Raw genomic sequence first — 19,045 nt, 5'->3', positions numbered from 1 at the left:
CCCCCCCCCCCCCCCCGAAAAACTTTGGAGAATCCAAAAAATGTTTCATTTTGCATTTCCGGCACAAACTGCCCTGCGCCAAGCGATAACCGATGCCTACCGCCGTAATGAAATCGAAGCCGTACAGGATATGTTGCAACGTGCACAGATGAGCGATGAAGAGCGCAACGCCGCCTCCGAACTTGCCCGCCGTTTGGTTACCCAAGTCCGCGCCGGCCGTACCAAAGCCGGCGGCGTAGATGCGCTGATGCACGAGTTTTCACTCTCCAGCGAAGAAGGCATCGCGCTGATGTGTCTGGCAGAAGCCCTGCTGCGTATCCCCGACAACGCCACGCGCGACCGCCTGATTGCCGACAAGATTTCAGACGGCAACTGGAAAAGCCATTTGAACAACAGCCCTTCCCTCTTCGTCAACGCCGCCGCCTGGGGTCTGCTGATTACCGGCAAACTGACCGCCACAAACGACAAACAAATGAGTTCCGCACTCAGCCGCCTGATCAGCAAAGGCGGCGCACCGCTCATCCGCCAAGGCGTAAATTACGCCATGCGGCTTCTGGGCAAACAGTTCGTCACCGGACAGACCATTGAAGAAGCCCTGCAAAACGGCAAAGAACGCGAAAAAATGGGCTACCGCTTCTCCTTCGATATGTTGGGCGAAGCCGCCTACACCCAAGCCGATGCCGACCGCTACTACCGCGACTATGTCGAAGCCATCCATGCCATCGGCAAAGATGCGGCAGGACAAGGCGTTTACGAAGGCAACGGCATTTCCGTCAAACTCTCCGCCATCCATCCGCGCTACTCGCGCGCCCAACACGGCCGCGTGATGGGCGAACTGTTGCCGCGCCTGAAAGAATTGTTCCTTTTGGGTAAAAAATACGATATCGGTATCAACATCGATGCCGAAGAAGCCAACCGCTTGGAGCTGTCTTTGGATTTGATGGAGGCACTCGTTTCCGACCCCGATTTGGCAGGCTACAAAGGCATCGGTTTCGTTGTCCAAGCCTACCAAAAACGTTGTCCGTTCGTTATCGACTACCTGATCGACCTTGCCCGCCGCAACAACCAAAAACTGATGATCCGTTTGGTCAAAGGCGCATACTGGGACAGTGAAATCAAATGGGCGCAAGTGGACGGACTGGACGGCTATCCGACCTACACCCGCAAAGTCCACACCGACATCTCCTACCTCGCCTGCGCGCGCAAACTGCTTTCCGCGCAAGATGCCGTGTTCCCGCAATTCGCCACCCACAACGCCTACACCTTGGGCGCGATTTACCAAATGGGTAAAGGCAAAGACTTCGAACACCAATGTCTGCACGGCATGGGCGAAACCCTGTACGACCAAGTGGTCGGTCCGCAAAACTTAGGCCGCCGCGTGCGCGTGTACGCCCCGGTCGGCACGCACGAAACCCTGCTCGCCTACTTGGTGCGCCGCCTGTTGGAAAACGGCGCGAACTCGTCTTTCGTTAACCAAATCGTCGATGAAAACATCAGCATCGACCGCCTGATTAAAAGCCCGTTCGACACCATCGCTGAACAAGGCATCCACCTGCACAACGCCCTGCCGCTGCCGCGCGATTTGTACGGCAAATGCCGTCTGAACTCGCAAGGCGTGGACTTGAGCAACGAAAACGTATTGCAGCAGCTTCAAGAACAGATAAACAAAGCCGCCGCGCAAGACTTCCACGCCGCATCCATCGTCAACGGCAAAGCCCGCGATGTCGGCGAAGCGCAACCGATTAAAAACCCTGCCGACCACGGCGATGTTGTCGGTACGGTCAGCTTTGCCGATGCCGCGCTTGCCCAAGAAGCGGTTGGCGCAGCCGTTGCCGCGTTCCCCGAATGGAGTGCGACACCTGCCGCCGAGCGCGCCGCCTGCCTGCGCCGTTTCGCCGACCTGCTCGAACAGCACACCCCCGCGCTGATGATGCTTGCCGTGCGCGAAGCAGGCAAAACGCTGAACAACGCCATTGCCGAAGTGCGCGAAGCCGTCGATTTCTGCCGCTACTACGCAAACGAAGCCGAACACACCCTGCCCAAAGATGCCGAAGCCGTCGGCGCGATTGTCGCCATCAGCCCGTGGAACTTCCCGCTCGCCATCTTTACCGGCGAAGTCGTGTCCGCATTGGCGGCAGGCAACACCGTCATCGCCAAACCTGCCGAACAAACCAGCCTGATTGCCGGTTATGCCGTTTCCCTGATGCACGAAGCGGGTATCCCGACTTCCGCCCTGCAACTTGTCCTCGGCGCAGGCGACGTAGGTGCGGCATTGACCAACGATGCCCGCATCGGCGGCGTGATTTTCACCGGCTCGACCGAAGTGGCGCGCCTGATCAACAAAGCCCTTGCCAAACGCGGCGACAATCCCGTCCTGATTGCCGAAACCGGCGGACAAAACGCCATGATTGTCGATTCCACCGCACTTGCCGAACAAGTCTGCGCCGACGTATTGAACTCCGCCTTCGACAGCGCGGGACAACGCTGCTCCGCCCTGCGCATTTTGTGCGTCCAAGAAGACGTTGCCGACCGTATGCTCGACATGATCAAAGGCGCGATGGACGAACTCGTCGTCGGCAAACCGATTCAGATCACCACCGATGTAGGCCCCGTCATCGATGCCGAAGCGCAGCAAAACCTGTTGAACCACATCAACAAAATGAAAGGCGTTGCCAAGTCTTACCACGAAGTCAAAGCCGCCGCCGATATCGATTCCGAAAAATCCACGTTCGTTCGCCCCATCCTGTTTGAATTGAACAACCTTAACGAACTGCAACGCGAAGTCTTCGGTCCCGTCCTGCACGTCGTCCGCTACCGCGCCGACGAACTCGACAGCGTCATCGACCAAATCAACAGCAAAGGCTACGCCCTGACCCACGGCGTACACAGCCGCATCGAAGGCACGGTACGCCACATCCGCAGCCGCATCGAAGCCGGCAACGTTTACGTCAACCGCAACATCGTCGGCGCAGTCGTCGGCGTACAGCCCTTCGGCGGACACGGTCTGTCTGGCACAGGTCCCAAAGCAGGCGGTTCGTTCTACCTGCAAAAACTGACCCGCATCCCCGAATGGGTTGCCCCGACCCTGAGCCAAATCGGACAGGCGGACGAAGCCGCACTCAAACGCCTCGAAGCACTGGTTCACAAACTGCCGTTCAACGCCGAAGAGAAAAAAGCCGCAGCGGCCGCTTTGGGACACGCCCGCATCCGCACCCTGCGCCGTGCCGAAACCGTCCTTACCGGCCCGACCGGCGAGCGCAACAGCATCTCATGGCACGCGCCAAAACGCGTTTGGATACACGGCGGCAGCACGGTTCAAGCCTTTGCCGCACTGACCGAACTTGCCGCCTCCGGCGTACAGGCAGTGGTCGAACCCGACAGCCCCTTGGCTTCCTACACCGCCGACCTGGAAGGCCTGCTGCTGGTCAACGGCAAACCCGAAACCGCCGGCATCAGCCACGTTGCCGCCCTGTCGCCTTTGGACAGCGCGCGCAAACAGGAACTTGCCGCCCACGACGGCGCACTCATCCGCATCCTCCCTTCGGAAAACGGACTCGACATCCTGCAAGTGTTTGAAGAAATCTCTTGCAGCATCAACACCACAGCCGCCGGCGGCAACGCCAGCCTGATGGCGGTTGCCGACTGATTTTGCCAAAACCGCCCGAGCGCGGCCCGTGAACAAATGCCGTCTGAAAACCTTTCAGACGGCATTTTTATAGTGGATTAACAAAAATCAGGACAAGGCGACGAAGCCGCAGACAGTACAAATAGTACGGAACCGATTCACTTGGTGCTTCAGCACCTTAGAGAATCGTTCTCTTTGAGCTAAGGCGAGGCAACGCCGTACTGGTTTTTGTTAATCCACTATATTTCGTCATTCGCACAACTTGACGTTGATTACCTGCACAAGCCCAAATCGCAGCACCATCACGTTTTTACTTCATTATTTCAACTTCTTTTATTCCATCGTTCCCACGAAAACAGAAAACCAAAATAGACACCCAAATCCCGTCATTCCCGCGCAGACAAGAATCCAATCCGTTCGGTTTCAGTTGTTTCTGATAAATCTTGCAGCGTTAGGTTTTTAGATTCCCGCAACTTTTCGTCATTCCCGTGAAAACGGGAATCTAGAGCGTAGGGTTGAAGAAACTGTTTTATCCGATAAGTTTCCGTGCCGACAGGTCTGGATTCCCGCCTGCGCGGGAATGACGGTTCAGTGATTGTCGAAAGGTGAGGATTCGATGGATTCGATGGATTCGATGGATTCGATGGATTCGATGAAAACGGTGGAAATGTGGGATTGATGGAAATGGTGGGCTGAAGCCCACCCTACGGCTTGCTGATTCCCCGACACCGATGCCGTCTGAACCTTCAGACGGCATTTTTGATGCACTTACCGTTTACAGGCGCAGGGCGGGCGTAAGGAAATACCCGAACCGTCATTCCCGATAACACCGTAATCTTAAAACCTGTCATTCTCGCGCAGGCGGGAATCTAGGTCTGTCTGTGCGGAAACTTATCGGGTAAAACGGTTTCTCCAACCCTGCGTCCTGGATTCCCACTTTCGTGGGAATGACGGAATGTAGGTTTGTGGAAATGACGCGGTACAGATTTCCGTATAGATGGATTCGTCATTCCCGCGCAGGCGGGAATCTAGGTCTGTCGGTGCGGAAACTTATCGGGTAAAACGGTTTCTTCAACCCTGCGTTCTAGATTCCCACTTTCGTGGGAATGACGGAATGCAGGTTCGTGGGAATGACGGGATCAGGTTTCCGTGCGGACAAATACCTGCGCGGGAATGACGGCATATTTTTGCATTTTATAAAAAAGACTAAAAATAGAAAAAAGCCTGTCTGACGACAGGCTTTTTGTTGATACCAATCTTTGCAGATTAGAATTTGTGGCGCAGACCGACGGTGCTGGCAGTCGATACGGTTTTGTTTACGCCTTTGCCTTCTTGCAACCAGCCGGCAGAAACCAAGGCAGAAGTGCGTTTGGAGAAGTCGTATTCCGCACCGACGATAACTTGGTCGTAACGGTTGTCGCCGTCTGCTTTAGCAACAGTGCCTTTGAAGCCGTGGGCGTAAGAAACGCGGGGCGTTACGTTGCCGAAGCGGTATGCCACGGTAGCGGCAACTTCGGTTTGAGAGTTGTGCGAATTGGAAGCATCAATCAATTTCGCATCTTGTTGCTGTACGGCTACGGAAGCGTACAGGGCATCGTTGTCGTAACCGCCGACCAAACGGTGAACTTGCAGTTTTTCAACAGGCTGACCAACTTTTTCTGCGCTAGTGCCTTCACCGTGTCTTTGGAACAAACCGGCGTATTGTGCGAAGAAGCCGCTGTTTTGGTAGTTCAAACCGACGTGGTAAGATTCGCCGTTTTTGCCTGAATTGTCTTTAGGCGCGTATTGCACGCTGCCGCTGAAGCCGGCAAATTCGGGAGAATCGTAGCGTACGGATGCGTAGCGGTGTTCCGGAGCGGAGATTTTGCTGACTTGCAACACGTCTTCGGTAGCGCTGCCAGATTCCCAAGCATTGACGTTGCCGCCGGCGTCTTTCAGGACGCTGTTCAGGTGACCGGCTCGGACGGTACCGAAGCCGCCTTTCAAACCGATGAAGGATTGGCGGTTGCCCCAGCCGCTGTCAGTACCGGCGATGGAGGCTTTTTGTTCCAACTGCCAAATGGCTTTCAGTCCGTTGCCGAAATCTTCTTGACCTTTGAAGCCGATTTTTGAACCGAAGTCGGCGATTTCGCTGCCGGTTTTCACTTCAGTTACTTTGCCTTCTGCATGTTTTACAGTGCGGTAAGTTTCTACGCCGGCTTTGATGGTGCCGTACAGGGTAACATCAGCCATTGCTGCAACAGGCAGGGCAGCCAGTGTCAGGGCAATCAGGGATTTTTTCATTGCTGTATTCCTTTTCATAGTTAAGAAATTTAAGCAGACCAAACTTTCCAATCCGCTTAGGCTTTACTTCTACCGCCGATGTCGGCGATTCCATGTCTGAAACTATAAATGTTCCTGCCTGAAAAAACAAACTTCTGCCTGTTTTTGTGTGGAATCCGATGTGTATTTTGAAGGGCGGATAGAGATATTATGGGTATTTTTTGTTTTATAACATATAGTTATTTTAAATTTTTAAGATTTGCATTTTTACAACACTTGCTCGGGAGGGTATTGGAGGGCATTGCAAACCGGGGGTTATAGTGGATTAACAAAAACCAGTACGGCGTTACCTCGCCTTAGCTCAAAGAGAACGATTCTCTAAGGTGCTGAAGCACCAAGTGAATCGGTTCCGTACTATTTGTACTGTCTGCGGCTTCGTCGCCTTGTCCTGATTTTTGTTAATCCACTATAGTGTCAACATTGAAAAAGATTGCCTGACAGTTTGTCCGATTTCAAAATCTCCGCGACAAGAATGTTTTAAAGCCATTCGGGGATTTGGGGGCGGATGATGCCGTATGTCTCGGGATAGTCGACGCCGGTCAGGTAGAGTCCGTCGGGCATAAAGGTCGGTGGGGCTTTGAGTCGGCTGCGTTCTTGAATCAGGGCGGCGAAGCCTTCGATGCTGAGCCTGCCGCTGCCGACATAAACGAGTGCGCCCATGATGTTGCGTACCATATGGTGTAAAAAGGCGTTGCCGTGCAAATCGAGGCGGACGAGTCCTGCGCTTTGGGTAAGGTCGGCGCGGTAAATGGTTTTGACGGGGGATTTTGCTTGGCATTCGGCGGCGCGGAAGCTGGAGAAGTCTTGTTCGCCGATCAATAAGGCGGCAGCCCGGCGCATCGGCCCGATGTCGAGTTTGAGGTATGTCCAGCCTGCCCTGTTTTTGAGCAGTGGGGAACGGACGGGGGCGGATTCGAGCAGGTAGCGGTAGTGCCGTCCGTATGCGTCGAAGCGTGCGTGAAATTCGGGGGTGGTCTGTTGAGCGTGCAAAACGGCTATGCCTTCGGGTAGGTGGGCATTTACGCCGCGCACCCATGCCTGTTGGGGACGGACGGCAGTTGTATCGAAGTGGACGACTTGGGCGGTGGCGTGCACGCCGGTGTCGGTTCTGCCGGCAACGGTGGTGGCGACAGATTCTCCTGCGATTTGGGCGAGTGCGGTTTCCAATGCCGTCTGAACGGTCGGTATGCCGCCCGCCTGTTTCTGCCAGCCGTAAAAGCGGCTGCCGTCATAGGATAGGGTCAGTGCCCAGCGTTGTTTTTGTGCGGTATCCATCGGGTTTGGGATTCGGGTAAATGTTCAGACGGCATTGTATCGCAGATTTTGCAGGGAAACGGCAAACGCCCGGGGCGCGCGGCGTTGTTTGGGGAGATGTTCGGGGTGAAAAATACAGTTGCTACGGTTTGCCGAATTATCAGAAATACCTGCATCGTCATTCCCGCGCAGGCGGGAATCTAGACCTGTCGGCGCAGAAACTTATCGGGTGCAACGGTTTCTTGAGATTTTACGTCCTAGATTCCCGCCTGCGCGGGAATGACGGCATATCTGCGCGGGAATGACGGCATATCGGCAGGCGCAGGGTGTTTTGCATTTTATAAAAATGCCGTCTGAAGGCTTCAGACGGCATTTCTGCGGCAACCGGATTATTTCCAAACCAAAAGCGCGTGGTTGCGTTTGCCGCGCCGGACGATGGTGTACTTGCCGAAACGTTTGTTTTCGCCTGTCAACAGATAGGCATCGTCGGGGCGTTCGGCGGCGTGGTCGGGGTTGTTGGCTTCGACAGGTTTGCCGTTGAGCAGAACCGCTTTGCTGTTCACAAAACCGCGCGCTTCTTTGTTGGACTCTGCCAAGCCAGTTTTGACCAAGGCTTCGACGGCGTTGATGCCGTCTGAAACTTTAAATGCAGGCAGGCCGTCGAGGGCGAGCTGTTCGAAGTCGCTTTCGGTGAGCCGGCTTTGGTCTTCGGCAAACAGGCTTTCGGAAATGCGTTGCGCGGCTTGCAGGGCGGCTTCGCCGTGAATCAGGCGGGTCATTTCTTCGGCGAGGATGCGTTGCGCTTCGGGCTTGCTGCCGCTGGCTTTATCTTTCGCTTCGATGGCGTCGATTTCTTCGATGGACAGGAAGGTAAAGTATTTCAGGAATTTATACACATCGGCATCGGCCACTTTCAGCCAGAATTGGTAGAACTGATAGGGCGAGGTTTTCTTCGCGTTCAACCATACCGCGCCGCCTTCGGTTTTGCCGAATTTGGTGCCGTCGGATTTGGTTACCAGCGGCAGTGTCAGGCCGAATACTTGTTTTTGGTGCAGACGGCGGGTCAAGTCAATACCGGCAGTGATGTTGCCCCATTGGTCGGAGCCGCCGATTTCCAAAACCGCGCCGTGGCGTTTGTTCAGTTCGGCGAAGTCGTAGCCTTGCAACAGGGAGTAGGCGAACTCGGTGAAGGAAATGCCTGCGCCGTCGCGGTCGATGCGCTGTTTGACGGATTCTTTGTTCAGCATGGCGTTGACGGAGAAATGCTTGCCGATGTCGCGCAGAAAGTCGAGGCAGTTCATGCTGCCGAACCAGTCGGCGTTGTTCGCCATAATGGCGGCGTTTCCGCCTTCAAAGCTCAAAAACGGTTTCAGTTGGCTGCGGATGCTTTCTACCCAGCCGGCAACGGTTTCGGCGGAATTGAGGCTGCGTTCGGCGGCTTTGAAGCTGGGGTCGCCGATCATGCCGGTCGCGCCGCCCACCAGTGCAATCGGCGTATGCCCCGCCTGTTGGAAGCGGCGCAATGCCAATACGGGCAGCAGGTGTCCGATGTGCAGGCTGTCGGCGGTCGGATCGAAACCGCAGTAAAGGGAAATTTTTTGTTCGTTCAACAAAGCGTCTAAGGCTTCGATGTCGGTCGTTTGCGCGATTAGGCCGCGCGATTGCAGGTCTTGTAGGATAGAGGTCATAATCTAAAATTTTGAATAAAAAATTAACGATGTGTTTTTATATTACGTTGTTCAGCATTAAGCTTTTTAATATCTAAAGCTTCTCTGTAACACGGATGAATTTCCCAAATTAAGTTGAAACCATTATTATTTTTCCCAGAAAATAAATCAGGTAAGTCAGAATAAGAATAATGATGATAGCCATAACCATCCTCTGAGCGGGCAACAATAAATCCTATTCTGTATAAGAAATCCGCAATTTCATCAGTTTTGGTACATTTTTTTCCATCAATTTGCACATTTAATGAATTTATTATTTTTGTTCGAATTATTTCTAAGAGCTCGTGTTGTGGAAAGCGTCTTTCTAATCCACGAAATGAATTTACGAGGTCTTCGACTTGATTACATTGATGTTTGTGTTCGACGATAAGATCGGAAATCCTTTTAAGTCCATATTCTCCCCATCGTGCATCAATATCACGTTTTTCAATGAGAGACATATTATTTGCTAAGGCATTTTTTTGAGCCAATTTACAAAGTTGGATACCCCAGCGAGGTCGGTTGTAGGATAAGATGTAAAGCACTTTGTATGTGTCCACATCTTTTTCATTCCAAAAAACCGTAGGCTTAAATATTTTTGACAAAAGTTCCTCATCATCAAAGCCTTTAAACTCGTTTGGAAACTCAAATTTTATACGTCTACATAAGATTTGTTTGAAGTCATTTTCTGTCCATTCAATTTCAGATAGATACTGTTCAATTTTATCCATTGCCTCATCATGGCGACGGATCATAGGCCATACATCACTTCTTAAGGTTACGCGAAAATTTACCCCTTTAATATCTTGAATCATGTAACGACAAGCAGAAAAAAAGCTTCCGAGATTGACTTTCTCACTATTTTTATTTTGAAAAGTAGCATCTAAGTCATCAATCAGAATCCAAATTCTAGAGTTTTCAAGGGATTCGAATCTTTTTAGGATTTCATGATCATTTACTCCATTAGCAGGGGTTGGCTGATATTTTCCTAAGATGCTTTTGAATCTGTGTAATAAACAAGAGATTAGATTTCTTTCTTTGAAGCCTTGTACTTCTGCAGACTCAATTAGTGCTATATCATCGTCACGATATGCGAATCCTATTTTCTTTGCTAGTTCTCTGTTTACTACGGCACATAGTCTAATAATCCAATCTTGAATATAGTCATTAGGTTCGTTTAGGGGGTTTTTTAATTTGAAATTTTCTCGTGATAAGTCACTCCCACGAATTTTAATAACTAAATCATTTTTATTTTGTTCAGAAAGTGCTATCCCAATCCATTTAATAAGTGCAGATTTTCCCATTCCTTTTTTTGCTTTGATAATATGCAATCTTTTAGTTTCGTTTAGAAAGTTATCAAAGTTATCTTGGGTTACAAAGTAAGATTTTAATTCATTATCATCTACATCATCAGCAGCCTCGTTACCAAAGTCCATTTTTCTGAGGTAGTTTTTTTCAGCCATTATTTTCTCCTATTTTAAAATAAAATTTTAAATAGTCTGCGAACCTAAGACAATCTAACACAAGCATTAATCAATGGTCATTACACGTTAAACAGGAAGTGCATCACATCCCCATCCTGCACGACGTATTCCTTGCCTTCCACACGCATTTTGCCGGCTTCTTTGGCTTTGGCTTCGCCGCCTAAAGCGATGAAGTCTTCGTAGGAGATAACTTGTGCGCGGATGAAGCCGCGTTCAAAATCCGTATGAATCACGCCGGCGGCTTGCGGCGCGGTGTCGCCTTTGTGTATCGTCCAAGCGCGGACTTCTTTGACGCCGGCGGTAAAGTAGGTTTGCAGACCCAAGAGGTCGTAGCCCGCGCGAATCAGGCGGTTCAAGCCGGGTTCTTCCAAGCCCATTTCGGCGAGGAACTCGGCTTTTTCGTCGTCTTCCAACTCGGCGATTTCGCTCTCCATCGCGGCGCATACGGCAACGACGGGGGCGTTTTCTTTTTCAGCCAATTCTTTCAGGCGGTCGAGGTGCGGATTGTTTTCAAAACCGTCTTCGGAAACGTTGCCGACGTACATGGCAGGCTTGGCAGTCAGCAGGAACAGCGGTTTGAGCATGGCAAGTTCTTCTGAGTCCAAACCGAAGGAGCGTACGGGTTTGCCTTCGTCCAGATGGGGCAGCAGTTTTTTGCACAAATCGACCAGTTTTTGCGCGTCTTTGTCGCCGGAACGGGCGCGTTTTTCTTCGCGGACGATGGTTTTTTCTACGCTGGCGAGGTCGGCAAGTGCCAACTCTGTACCGATGGTTTCGATGTCGGCGATCGGATCGACTTTGCCGGAAACGTGGACGATGTTGTCGTCGTCAAAGCAACGTACGACGTTAACAATCGCGTCAGTCTCGCGGATGTTGGCAAGGAACTGGTTGCCCAGGCCTTCGCCTTTACTCGCGCCTGCAACCAAACCGGCAATATCGACAAATTCGACGATGGCGGGCTGCATTTTTTGCGGATTGACGATTTTTGCCAGCTCCGCCATACGCGGATCGGGGACTTCAACGATGCCGACGTTGGGTTCGATGGTACAGAAAGGATAGTTTGCCGCTTCGATACCCGATTGGGTCAGCGCGTTAAAGAGGGTGGATTTGCCGACGTTGGGCAAACCGACGATGCCGCATTTCAAGCTCATGGTTTTTCCTGAAAATAGAGAAATTTAACGGCGGATTATAGCATACCGCCGCCCGCGTTCCGAAAAAATGCCGTCTGAAACGGCTTCAGACGGCATCCGGTTTCAGAAAACCGCTCAGAACAAGCCGTGAATCACGCCTTCTGCGTCCACATCGATTTTCTCGGCGGCCGGAACTTTCGGCAGACCCGGCATTTTCATCATATTGCCGCACAGGGCGACGATAAAGCCCGCGCCGGAAGAAACGGTAATGCCGCGCACGGTAATGCGGAAGCCTTCGGGGCAGCCCAACAGTTTGGCGTTGTCGCTCAAAGAATATTGGGTTTTCGCCATACAGACCGGCATTTTGTCCAAGCCCAGTTTTTCCAGCGAGGCGATTTCGGCAGACGCTTCCGCGCTGAAATCGACATCTTCCGCGCCGTACACTTTTTGGGCAATCGCACGGATTTTGTCTTTAATGCTCAACTCAACATCGTAGGCGAAGCCGAAGTTATTCGGTTGATTTTCAATGGCGTTGACGACTTTGTGTGCCAAATCCGCGCCGCCCGCGCCGCCTTTGCCCCATACTTCAGTCAGGGAAACTTCAACGCCGTGTTCCGCGCAGGCTTTTTCAATCATTGCCAACTCGGCATCGGAGTCGGACACAAAGCGGTTGATGGCGACGACGACGGGCAGGCCGAATACGTTTTTCAGGTTGGAAATGTGTTTCAACAGGTTGGGCAGACCTTTTGCCAAGGCTTCGAGGTTTTCTTCGCCGAGGTTGGCGCGTTCCACGCCGCCGTTGTATTTCAGGGCGCGGACAGTCGCCACGACGACCGCCGCATCGGGTTTCAAATCCGCCAGACGGCATTTGATGTCGCAGAATTTTTCCGCGCCTAAATCCGCGCCGAAGCCTGCTTCGGTTACGGCGTAATCGGCAAGGTGTTTCGCCAGCCGGGTGGCGGTAACGGAGTTGCAGCCGTGGGCGATGTTGGCGAACGGGCCGCCGTGTACAAAGGCGGGCGTACCTTCGATGGTTTGTACCAAGTTAGGCTTAATCGCATCTTTGAGCAATGCCGCCATCGCGCCGTGTGCCTTCAAATCTTTGGCGTAAACGGGGCTGCCGTCTTTGGCATAGGCGACAAGGATGTTGCCCAAACGCTCTTTCAAATCGCTGATGTCTTTGGCAAGGCAGAATACCGCCATCACTTCGGACGCAACGGTAATGTCAAAACCGTCGGGACGCATCACGCCGTCAACAGGTTTGCCCATGCCGTCGATGATGTTGCGCAACTGACGGTCGTTCATATCGACCACGCGACGCCACAGCACGCGTTTCGGATCGATGTTCAACTCATTGCCTTGGTAGATATGGTTGTCGAGCATGGCGGCGAGTAAGTTATTCGCCGCGCCGATGGCGTGGAAGTCGCCGGTAAAGTGCAGGTTGATGTCTTCCATCGGCAAAACTTGGGCATAGCCGCCGCCCGCCGCGCCGCCTTTAACGCCGAACACAGGCCCCAAAGAAGGCTCGCGCAAAGCAATCACAGAGTCTTTGTCGATGTGGCGCAACGCGTCCGCCAAACCGATGGTTACAGTGGTTTTGCCCTCACCCGCAGGAGTCGGATTAATGGCAGTAACCAAAATCAGACGACCTTGTTTTTGCGGCAGTTTAAACGCTTCGACAGGATTGATTTTCGCCTTGTAATGACCGTAAGGCTCAATGTTGTTAACGTTCAAACCCAGCTTGGCGGCAATTTCGCCAATCGGGCGCATGGTGGAGGATTGGGCGATTTCGGCATCGGTTTTGAAGCTCATGATTTTCCTTTATTGAGTGAGGGAAGGCCGTCTGAAACAATCTCAAGAGACGGCTGGAAGAAAAAGAATATTCGTTCTATTATAACGTTTTCCAAGAATAAACCGCAGTGAAAATTTCGATATTTCATCAACAAGCGGATTCATATTGTCAACAATTCAAAACAAAAGGAAAAAACATGAGCAGCAACGCATGGCTGTTTTGGGCATTGGCATCGGCAGGTTTCGCCTCATTGACCGCCATCTTCGCCAAAATGGGTTTACAAGGAATAGATTCCGATTTTGCCACCTTTATCCGCACCTTGGTCATCCTCGCCGCTTTGGTATTGTTTTTAACCTACACCGGCAAATGGCAGGGCGTGAACGGCTTCACGGGGCGCAACTGGACGTTTCTGATTTTATCCGGACTCGCCACCGGCGCATCCTGGCTCGCCTACTTCAAAGCCCTGCAACTGGGCAACGCCTCGCAAGTCGCGCCCGTCGACAAATTCAGCCTGGTCTTGGTCGCGCTGATGGCGGTGGTTTTCTTGGACGAACGCCCGAACACGCAGGAATGGATAGGCTTGGGGCTGGTAACGACGGGCGTGTTGACGCTGGCACTGAAACGGTAAAGCCGCAAGAAATAAATGAAATGCCGTCTGAAAAACTGTTTTCAGACGGCATTTCCGTTTCTGTCCATCCTCAGCACTCGACCACGCGCACGGATACGGGGATAGCTTTTTTCTGGAGTGTGGCGGCGAGTCCGGCAAGCGATGTTTCTTTGTAGGTCGCCTTCATATCCCGACCGGTCTGCAACATGGTTTGGATGACTTCGTCGAGCGAGACTTTCTTGTCCGTGCCGTCTTCCAATAATGCTAGGGTAGCAAGCTTAAGAGCTTTTTCGGCGGCTATGCCGTTGCGTTCGATGCAGGGGATTTGCACCAGTCCGCCGACGGGGTCGCAAGTCAGGCCCAGATGATGCTCCATCGCCATTTCGGCGGCGTTTTCCACTTGTTTGGGCGTACCGCCGATAACTTCGGCGTATGCGCCCGCCGCCATCGAACACGCTACGCCGACTTCTCCCTGACAACCGACATCCGCACCGGAAATAGAGGCGTTGGTTTTATACAGGATGCCGATTGCGCCTGCGGTGAGCAGGAAGTTTTCGACGCGTTCCTGTGTCGCGTGTGGATTGAACTTGCGGAAATAGTGCAATACTGCTGGAATGATGCCTGCCGCGCCGTTGGTCGGCGCGGTAACGACGCGTCCGCCGGCGGCGTTTTCTTCGTTGACCGCCATAGCGTACACCATCGGCCAAAGCTGGGTGTTGACGATTTCGGTTTCGCGCAGGACTTTAAGCTTGGCGGCAAGCTGCGGGGCGCGGCGGCGGACGTTCAATCCGCCGGGCAGTTCGCCGTCTGCCGCCAAACCGCGCTTGATGCAGCCTTCCATAACCTCGGCAACACCGGCAACACGGCGGCGGATTTCGGCTTCGCTGCATCCGGCAAGCGCAGCCTCATTTGCCAACACGGCTTCGGAAATATCCAGCTGGTTCAGACGGCATTGAGCAAGCAGCTCGGCGCAACTGGTATAGGGATAGGGAACGGCTTTTTCCGTTTCCGACTGCCGGTCAAAATCTTCTTCGGTAACGACAAACCCGCCGCCGACCGAATAATAAACCTGTTCCTTCAATACCGTGCCGTCTGAAGCATAGGCAGTAAAACGCAGGCCGTTCGGATGTTTGGGCAGCACTTGGTCGCCGCGTATATGCAAATCGCGCCGAGGGTCGAACACAATTTCATTTCCGTTAAGCAGCAGGATATGCCGGGAGCGGATACGTTCGAGGCGATCGGGAATGTCGGCAAGCGGAATATCGTGCGGCAGGCTGCCTTCCAAACCGAGCATCAGCGCGTCAAACGTACCGTGCCCTCGCCCTGTCAGTGCAAGCGAGCCGTAAATGTCGATGGCGATGCGGGCGGTTTGCACATCCAAGCCTGCGGCAAAGGCGGCGGCGGCCTTCATCGGGCCAACCGTATGCGAACTGGAAGGGCCGATACCGATTTTGAAAATGTCGAAAATGCTGATCATGGTTTTGCTCCAAAAGGCGGTTTCAGACGGCATGGCTTCCGTTTGACAAACCAAAAGGAGACGCGGCACGATACCCGTCTCCTTTTGTAATTTTTACTTATGCGTCGATATTTTGGGCAATCAGCGCGTTGTTTTCGATAAAGGCACGGCGCGGTTCGACCTCGTCGCCCATCAGCGTAACGAACACTTCGTCGGCGGCAATGGCGTCTTCGATGCGCACTTTCAACAGACGGCGCACGGCGGGGTCCATCGTCGTTTCCCAAAGCTGTTCGGGGTTCATCTCGCCCAAGCCTTTGTATCGTTGGATGGACATACCTTTTTGGGCAACGCTCATCAAGATGTCCAAAGCGGCTTCAAAGCTGTCCACGTCGTACCCGTTTTCGCCTTTGTAAAGCTTGGCGCCCTCGCCGACCATGCCTTTGAGCGCGGCGGCGGTTTGGGTAAGGGTTTGGTAGGCTTTGCTGTTGAGGAACTTGGGTTCGATGTAGCTGACCATGACGTTGCCGTGCAGCTTGCGCGTGATTTTGATGAACTGGTGTCCTTCATGACCTTCGATGCGTTCGAGGGCGACTTCTTTTTCGTCGAGCAAACCGGAAAGTTCGGCAACGGCTTTATCGGCGTTTTCAGACGACGTCAAATCGATGGGCGACGCGTGCAGCATGGCGCACAGGACGAGTTCGTCCACGAAGCGGCTTTCCTGCTCGATGACGGTTTTCGCCAACAAGAATTGTTTGGCGGTGTCGGCAAGTTCTGAGCCTTCGATGGTGCGGCCGTCTGAAACGATTTTGGCTTTTTCCAAGGCAAGGCCGAGCAGCCATTGGTCTTTTTCCAGTTCGTCTTTGAGGTAACGCTCCTGCTTGCCGTATTTGGCTTTGTAGAGCGGCGGCTGGGCGATGTAGATGTAGCCTCGCTCGACCAGTTCGGGCATTTGGCGGTAGAAGAAGGTCAGGAGCAGGGTGCGGATGTGCGCGCCGTCCACGTCGGCATCGGTCATGATGATGATGCGGTGGTAGCGCAGTTTTTCAGGGTTGAACTCTTCTTTGCCGATGCCTGCACCCAGCGCGGTAATCAGGGTGGCAACCTCTTGGCTGGCGAGCATTTTTTCAAAACGGGCTTTTTCGACGTTCAAAATTTTGCCTTTGAGCGGCAAAATGGCTTGGAATTTACGGTCGCGGCCTTGTTTGGCAGAGCCGCCTGCGGAATCGCCCTCGACCAGATAAAGCTCGGACAAGGCAGGGTCTTTTTCTTGGCAGTCGGCGAGTTTGCCGGGCAGTCCCAAGCCGTCCATCACGCCTTTGCGGCGGGTGATTTCGCGTGCTTTGCGGGCGGCTTCGCGCGCGCGGGCGGCATCGACGATTTTGCCGGTGATGATTTTGGCTTCGTTCGGATTTTCTTCGAGGAAGTCGGTCAGGGCTTGGCTGATGACTTCGTTGACAACGGGACCGATTTCGCTGGAAACCAGTTTGTCTTTGGTTTGCGATGAGAATTTGGGGTCGGGCAGTTTGACGGACAACACGCAGGTCAAACCTTCGCGCATATCGTCGCCGGCGGTTTCCACTTTGGCTTTTTTTGCAACTTCGTTGGCTTCGATGTAGCTGTTGATGGTGCGCGTCATCACTTGGCGCAACGCGGTCAGGTGGGTACCGCCGTCGCGCTGCGGGATGTTGTTGGTGAAGCACTGCACGCTTTCCTGATAGCTGTCGTTCCACTGCATCGCGCATTCGACGCTCATGCCGTCTTTCTCGCCGAACGCGTAGAAGATTTTTTCGTGCAACGGCGTTTTTTTGCGGTTCATGTATTGCACGAATCCAGCCACGCCGCCGGAAAGGGCGAAGCTTTCATGTTTGCCGTCGCGCTCGTCAATCAATTCGATGTCCACGCCGTTGTTCAGGAAGGAAAGTTCGCGGATGCGTTTGGCGAGGATGTCGAAGCTGTATTCGACGTTGCCGAAGGTTTCCGCGCTGGCGAGGAAGCGCACGGTCGTGCCTTTTTTGTCGGAATCGCCGACCACTTTCAACGGCTCTTCGGTTTCGCCGCGCACGAAGCGGACGAAGTGTTCTTTGCCGTCGCGGTAGATGGTCAGCGTAACCCAGTCGGACAGCGCGTTGACGACGGACACGCCCACGCCGTGCAGGCCGCCGGAGATTTTGTAGCTGTTGTTATCGAACTTGCCGCCCGCGTGCAAGACGGTCATGATGACTTCGGCGGCGGAGCGTCCTTCTTTCGGGTGGATGCCGGTGGGCATACCGCGCCCGTTGTCGGCGACGCTGACGGAATTGTCGGCATGGATGGTTACGGTGATTTTATCGCAATGTCCCGCCAGTGCTTCGTCGATGGCGTTGTCCAATACTTCGAACACCATGTGGTGCAGTCCGCTGCCGTCCTGCGTGTCGCCAATGTACATGCCGGGGCGTTTGCGTACCGCTTCCAAGCCTTCGAGCACCTGAATGCTGTCGGCACCGTATTCTTCGTGTTTTTGTTCAGTCATGGTTTTTCTTGCCGGATTTTGAAAAGATTGCCAAATGCCGCCGTAAAAATCCGTGCCCTGAAAAAAGGCGGATTGTTACGGCATATATTGTTGTGCATTATAGCTGATTTTACCGCCCTATTCAGCGTTATTCGCATCAGTGTGCCGCCGGGGAAAGATGAAACGGTACATTTGCCTCCGGCATCAGGTCGGGGATTTTCCCGTAAAGTGGCAAAAGCGTTTTTTTGCCACTAAAATCTACACCCTATACTTTTCGGACAGGGGCGCGGAAATGGAAATATGGAATATGTTGGACACTTGGCTCGATGCCGTCCCGATACGTGCGGAGGCGGCCGAATCCGTGGCGGCGGTTGCGGCTTTGCTGCTGGCGCGCGCCCTTCTGTTGAACATCCACTTCAGACGGCATCCAGATTTCGGCATCGAAAGCAAGCGGCGGTTTTTGGTTGCCAGCCGCAATGTAACGCTGCTTTTAGTGCTGTTTTCGCTGGCATTTATTTGGTCGGCGCAAATTCAAACGCTGGCTTTGTCGATGTTTGCGGTGGCGGCGGCAGTCGTCGTGGCGACAAAAGAACTGATTATGTGTCTGTCGGGCAGTATTTTAAGGTCTGCCACCCAGCAATACTCGGTCGGCGACTATATCGAAATCAACGGCCTGCGCGGGCGCGTGGTCGACATCAACCTGTTGAACACGCTGATGATGCAGGTCGGTCCGAACCCCTTGGTCGGACAGCTTGCGGGAACCACCGTTTCTTTCCCCAACAGCCTGTTGTTGAGCCACCCCGTGCGCCGCGACAATATTTTGGGCGACTATGTCATCCATACGGTCGAAATCCCCGTTCCCATCCATTTGGATTCGGATGAAGCCGTATGCCGTCTGAAAGCCGTACTCGAGCCCTTGTGCGCGCCCTACATCCCCGCCATTCAGCGGCATTTGGAAAACGTGCAGGCGGAAAAACTGTTTATCACGCCCGCCGCCAAACCGCGCGTTACCCGCGTACCGTACGACGACAAGGCATACCGCATCATCGTCCGCTTCGCCTCCCCCGTTTCAAAGCGGCTGGAAATCCAACAGGCGGTTATGGACGAATTTTTGCGCGTACAATACCGCCTGTTAAATCATCCCGCCGGCTCCGAAACACTTTAACTTTCCCCGTCCGGCA

General features: G+C 53.2%; 13 protein-coding genes. 3 read left to right on the top strand and 10 right to left on the bottom strand.

Annotated features, from left to right (window positions below; all coding sequences use genetic code 11):
• Nucleotides 1-40: 40 nt before the first annotated feature.
• Entirely contained in the window at nt 41-3,646 is a 3,606-nt protein-coding gene (gene putA / locus Q9J32_RS08055; RefSeq protein ID WP_301883000.1) for a bifunctional proline dehydrogenase/L-glutamate gamma-semialdehyde dehydrogenase PutA, read from the top strand.
• Nucleotides 3,647-4,213: 567 nt separating this feature from the next.
• Here putA and Q9J32_RS08050 read toward each other — a convergent pair.
• The 8 genes from Q9J32_RS08050 to Q9J32_RS08015 all read right to left on the bottom strand — a co-directional run bounded on the left by Q9J32_RS08050 (nt 4,214) and on the right by Q9J32_RS08015 (nt 13,333).
• The gene (locus tag Q9J32_RS08050) at nt 4,214-4,393 is read right to left on the bottom strand and encodes a hypothetical protein (RefSeq protein WP_301883001.1); all 180 of its coding nucleotides are present in this window, start codon (nt 4,391-4,393) and stop codon (nt 4,214-4,216) included.
• 498 nt (nt 4,394-4,891) lie between these two features.
• Nucleotides 4,892-5,908, bottom strand: coding sequence for a trimeric porin PorB (gene porB, locus Q9J32_RS08045; protein WP_301883002.1), 1,017 nt, complete (start codon nt 5,906-5,908; stop codon nt 4,892-4,894).
• Between the two features lie 516 nt (nt 5,909-6,424).
• Nucleotides 6,425-7,222, bottom strand: a complete 798-nt coding sequence (truA, locus tag Q9J32_RS08040; protein WP_301883003.1) for a tRNA pseudouridine(38-40) synthase TruA — start codon at nt 7,220-7,222, stop codon at nt 6,425-6,427.
• Nucleotides 7,223-7,451: 229 nt separating this feature from the next.
• On the bottom strand, nt 7,452-7,574 hold the full coding sequence (locus tag Q9J32_RS08035) for a hypothetical protein (RefSeq protein ID WP_304667067.1): 123 nt from the start codon (nt 7,572-7,574) through the stop codon (nt 7,452-7,454).
• Between the two features lie 16 nt (nt 7,575-7,590).
• A complete protein-coding gene (tyrS, locus tag Q9J32_RS08030) occupies nt 7,591-8,889 on the bottom strand; it encodes a tyrosine--tRNA ligase (RefSeq protein ID WP_301883006.1) in 1,299 nt (432 codons plus the stop codon).
• Nucleotides 8,890-8,912: 23 nt separating this feature from the next.
• Nucleotides 8,913-10,370 carry a P-loop ATPase, Sll1717 family gene (locus tag Q9J32_RS08025; RefSeq protein WP_301883007.1) on the bottom strand — a complete coding sequence of 486 codons (1,458 nt, stop codon included), beginning with the start codon at nt 10,368-10,370 and terminating at the stop codon, nt 8,913-8,915.
• Between the two features lie 80 nt (nt 10,371-10,450).
• Complete coding sequence (gene ychF / locus Q9J32_RS08020; RefSeq protein ID WP_301883009.1) at nt 10,451-11,542, bottom strand: redox-regulated ATPase YchF; 1,092 nt, start codon at nt 11,540-11,542, stop codon at nt 10,451-10,453.
• Nucleotides 11,543-11,656: 114 nt separating this feature from the next.
• Nucleotides 11,657-13,333 (bottom strand): formate--tetrahydrofolate ligase, encoded by a 1,677-nt coding sequence (locus Q9J32_RS08015; protein WP_301883012.1) that lies wholly within the window; start codon nt 13,331-13,333, stop codon nt 11,657-11,659.
• 176 nt (nt 13,334-13,509) lie between these two features.
• Between Q9J32_RS08015 and Q9J32_RS08010 the strand changes: the two genes are divergently transcribed.
• Entirely contained in the window at nt 13,510-13,941 is a 432-nt protein-coding gene (locus Q9J32_RS08010) for an EamA family transporter (protein ID WP_301883015.1), read from the top strand.
• A gap of 70 nt (nt 13,942-14,011) precedes the next feature.
• Here the strand turns inward: Q9J32_RS08010 and Q9J32_RS08005 are convergent, their stop codons facing one another.
• Nucleotides 14,012-15,397 (bottom strand): L-serine ammonia-lyase, encoded by a 1,386-nt coding sequence (locus tag Q9J32_RS08005; RefSeq protein ID WP_301883075.1) that lies wholly within the window; start codon nt 15,395-15,397, stop codon nt 14,012-14,014.
• A gap of 97 nt (nt 15,398-15,494) precedes the next feature.
• Nucleotides 15,495-17,885, bottom strand: a complete 2,391-nt coding sequence (gene gyrB, locus Q9J32_RS08000) for a DNA topoisomerase (ATP-hydrolyzing) subunit B (protein WP_301883017.1) — start codon at nt 17,883-17,885, stop codon at nt 15,495-15,497.
• 271 nt (nt 17,886-18,156) lie between these two features.
• Here gyrB and Q9J32_RS07995 point away from each other — a divergent pair, with 271 nt between their 5' ends.
• Nucleotides 18,157-19,029: a mechanosensitive ion channel family protein gene (locus Q9J32_RS07995; protein ID WP_301883019.1), complete on the top strand. Its 873-nt coding sequence runs from the start codon at nt 18,157-18,159 to the stop codon at nt 19,027-19,029.
• Nucleotides 19,030-19,045: the final 16 nt, after the last annotated feature.

The organism is Neisseria uirgultaei, from assembly GCF_962719845.1.
Classification (GTDB): domain Bacteria; phylum Pseudomonadota; class Gammaproteobacteria; order Burkholderiales; family Neisseriaceae; genus Neisseria; species Neisseria bergeri.
This window is presented reverse-complemented; position numbering and strand designations above follow the sequence as displayed.

Excerpts from the sequence above, each read along its gene's own strand:
- porB (WP_301883002.1), bottom strand. The coding sequence starts at position 5,908 with ATGAAAAAATCCCTGATTGCCCTGACACTGGCTGCCCTGCCTGTTGCA.
- putA (WP_301883000.1), top strand. The coding sequence starts at position 41 with ATGTTTCATTTTGCATTTCCGGCACAAACTGCCCTGCGCCAAGCGATA.
- Q9J32_RS07995 (WP_301883019.1), top strand. The coding sequence starts at position 18,157 with ATGGAAATATGGAATATGTTGGACACTTGGCTCGATGCCGTCCCGATA.
- truA (WP_301883003.1), bottom strand. The coding sequence starts at position 7,222 with ATGGATACCGCACAAAAACAACGCTGGGCACTGACCCTATCCTATGAC.
- gyrB (WP_301883017.1), bottom strand. The coding sequence starts at position 17,885 with ATGACTGAACAAAAACACGAAGAATACGGTGCCGACAGCATTCAGGTG.
- ychF (WP_301883009.1), bottom strand. The coding sequence starts at position 11,542 with ATGAGCTTGAAATGCGGCATCGTCGGTTTGCCCAACGTCGGCAAATCC.
- Q9J32_RS08005 (WP_301883075.1), bottom strand. The coding sequence starts at position 15,397 with ATGATCAGCATTTTCGACATTTTCAAAATCGGTATCGGCCCTTCCAGT.
- Q9J32_RS08035 (WP_304667067.1), bottom strand. The coding sequence starts at position 7,574 with ATGCCGTCTGAAGCCTTCAGACGGCATTTTTATAAAATGCAAAACACC.
- tyrS (WP_301883006.1), bottom strand. The coding sequence starts at position 8,889 with ATGACCTCTATCCTACAAGACCTGCAATCGCGCGGCCTAATCGCGCAA.
- Q9J32_RS08015 (WP_301883012.1), bottom strand. The coding sequence starts at position 13,333 with ATGAGCTTCAAAACCGATGCCGAAATCGCCCAATCCTCCACCATGCGC.
- Q9J32_RS08010 (WP_301883015.1), top strand. The coding sequence starts at position 13,510 with ATGAGCAGCAACGCATGGCTGTTTTGGGCATTGGCATCGGCAGGTTTC.
- Q9J32_RS08025 (WP_301883007.1), bottom strand. The coding sequence starts at position 10,370 with ATGGCTGAAAAAAACTACCTCAGAAAAATGGACTTTGGTAACGAGGCT.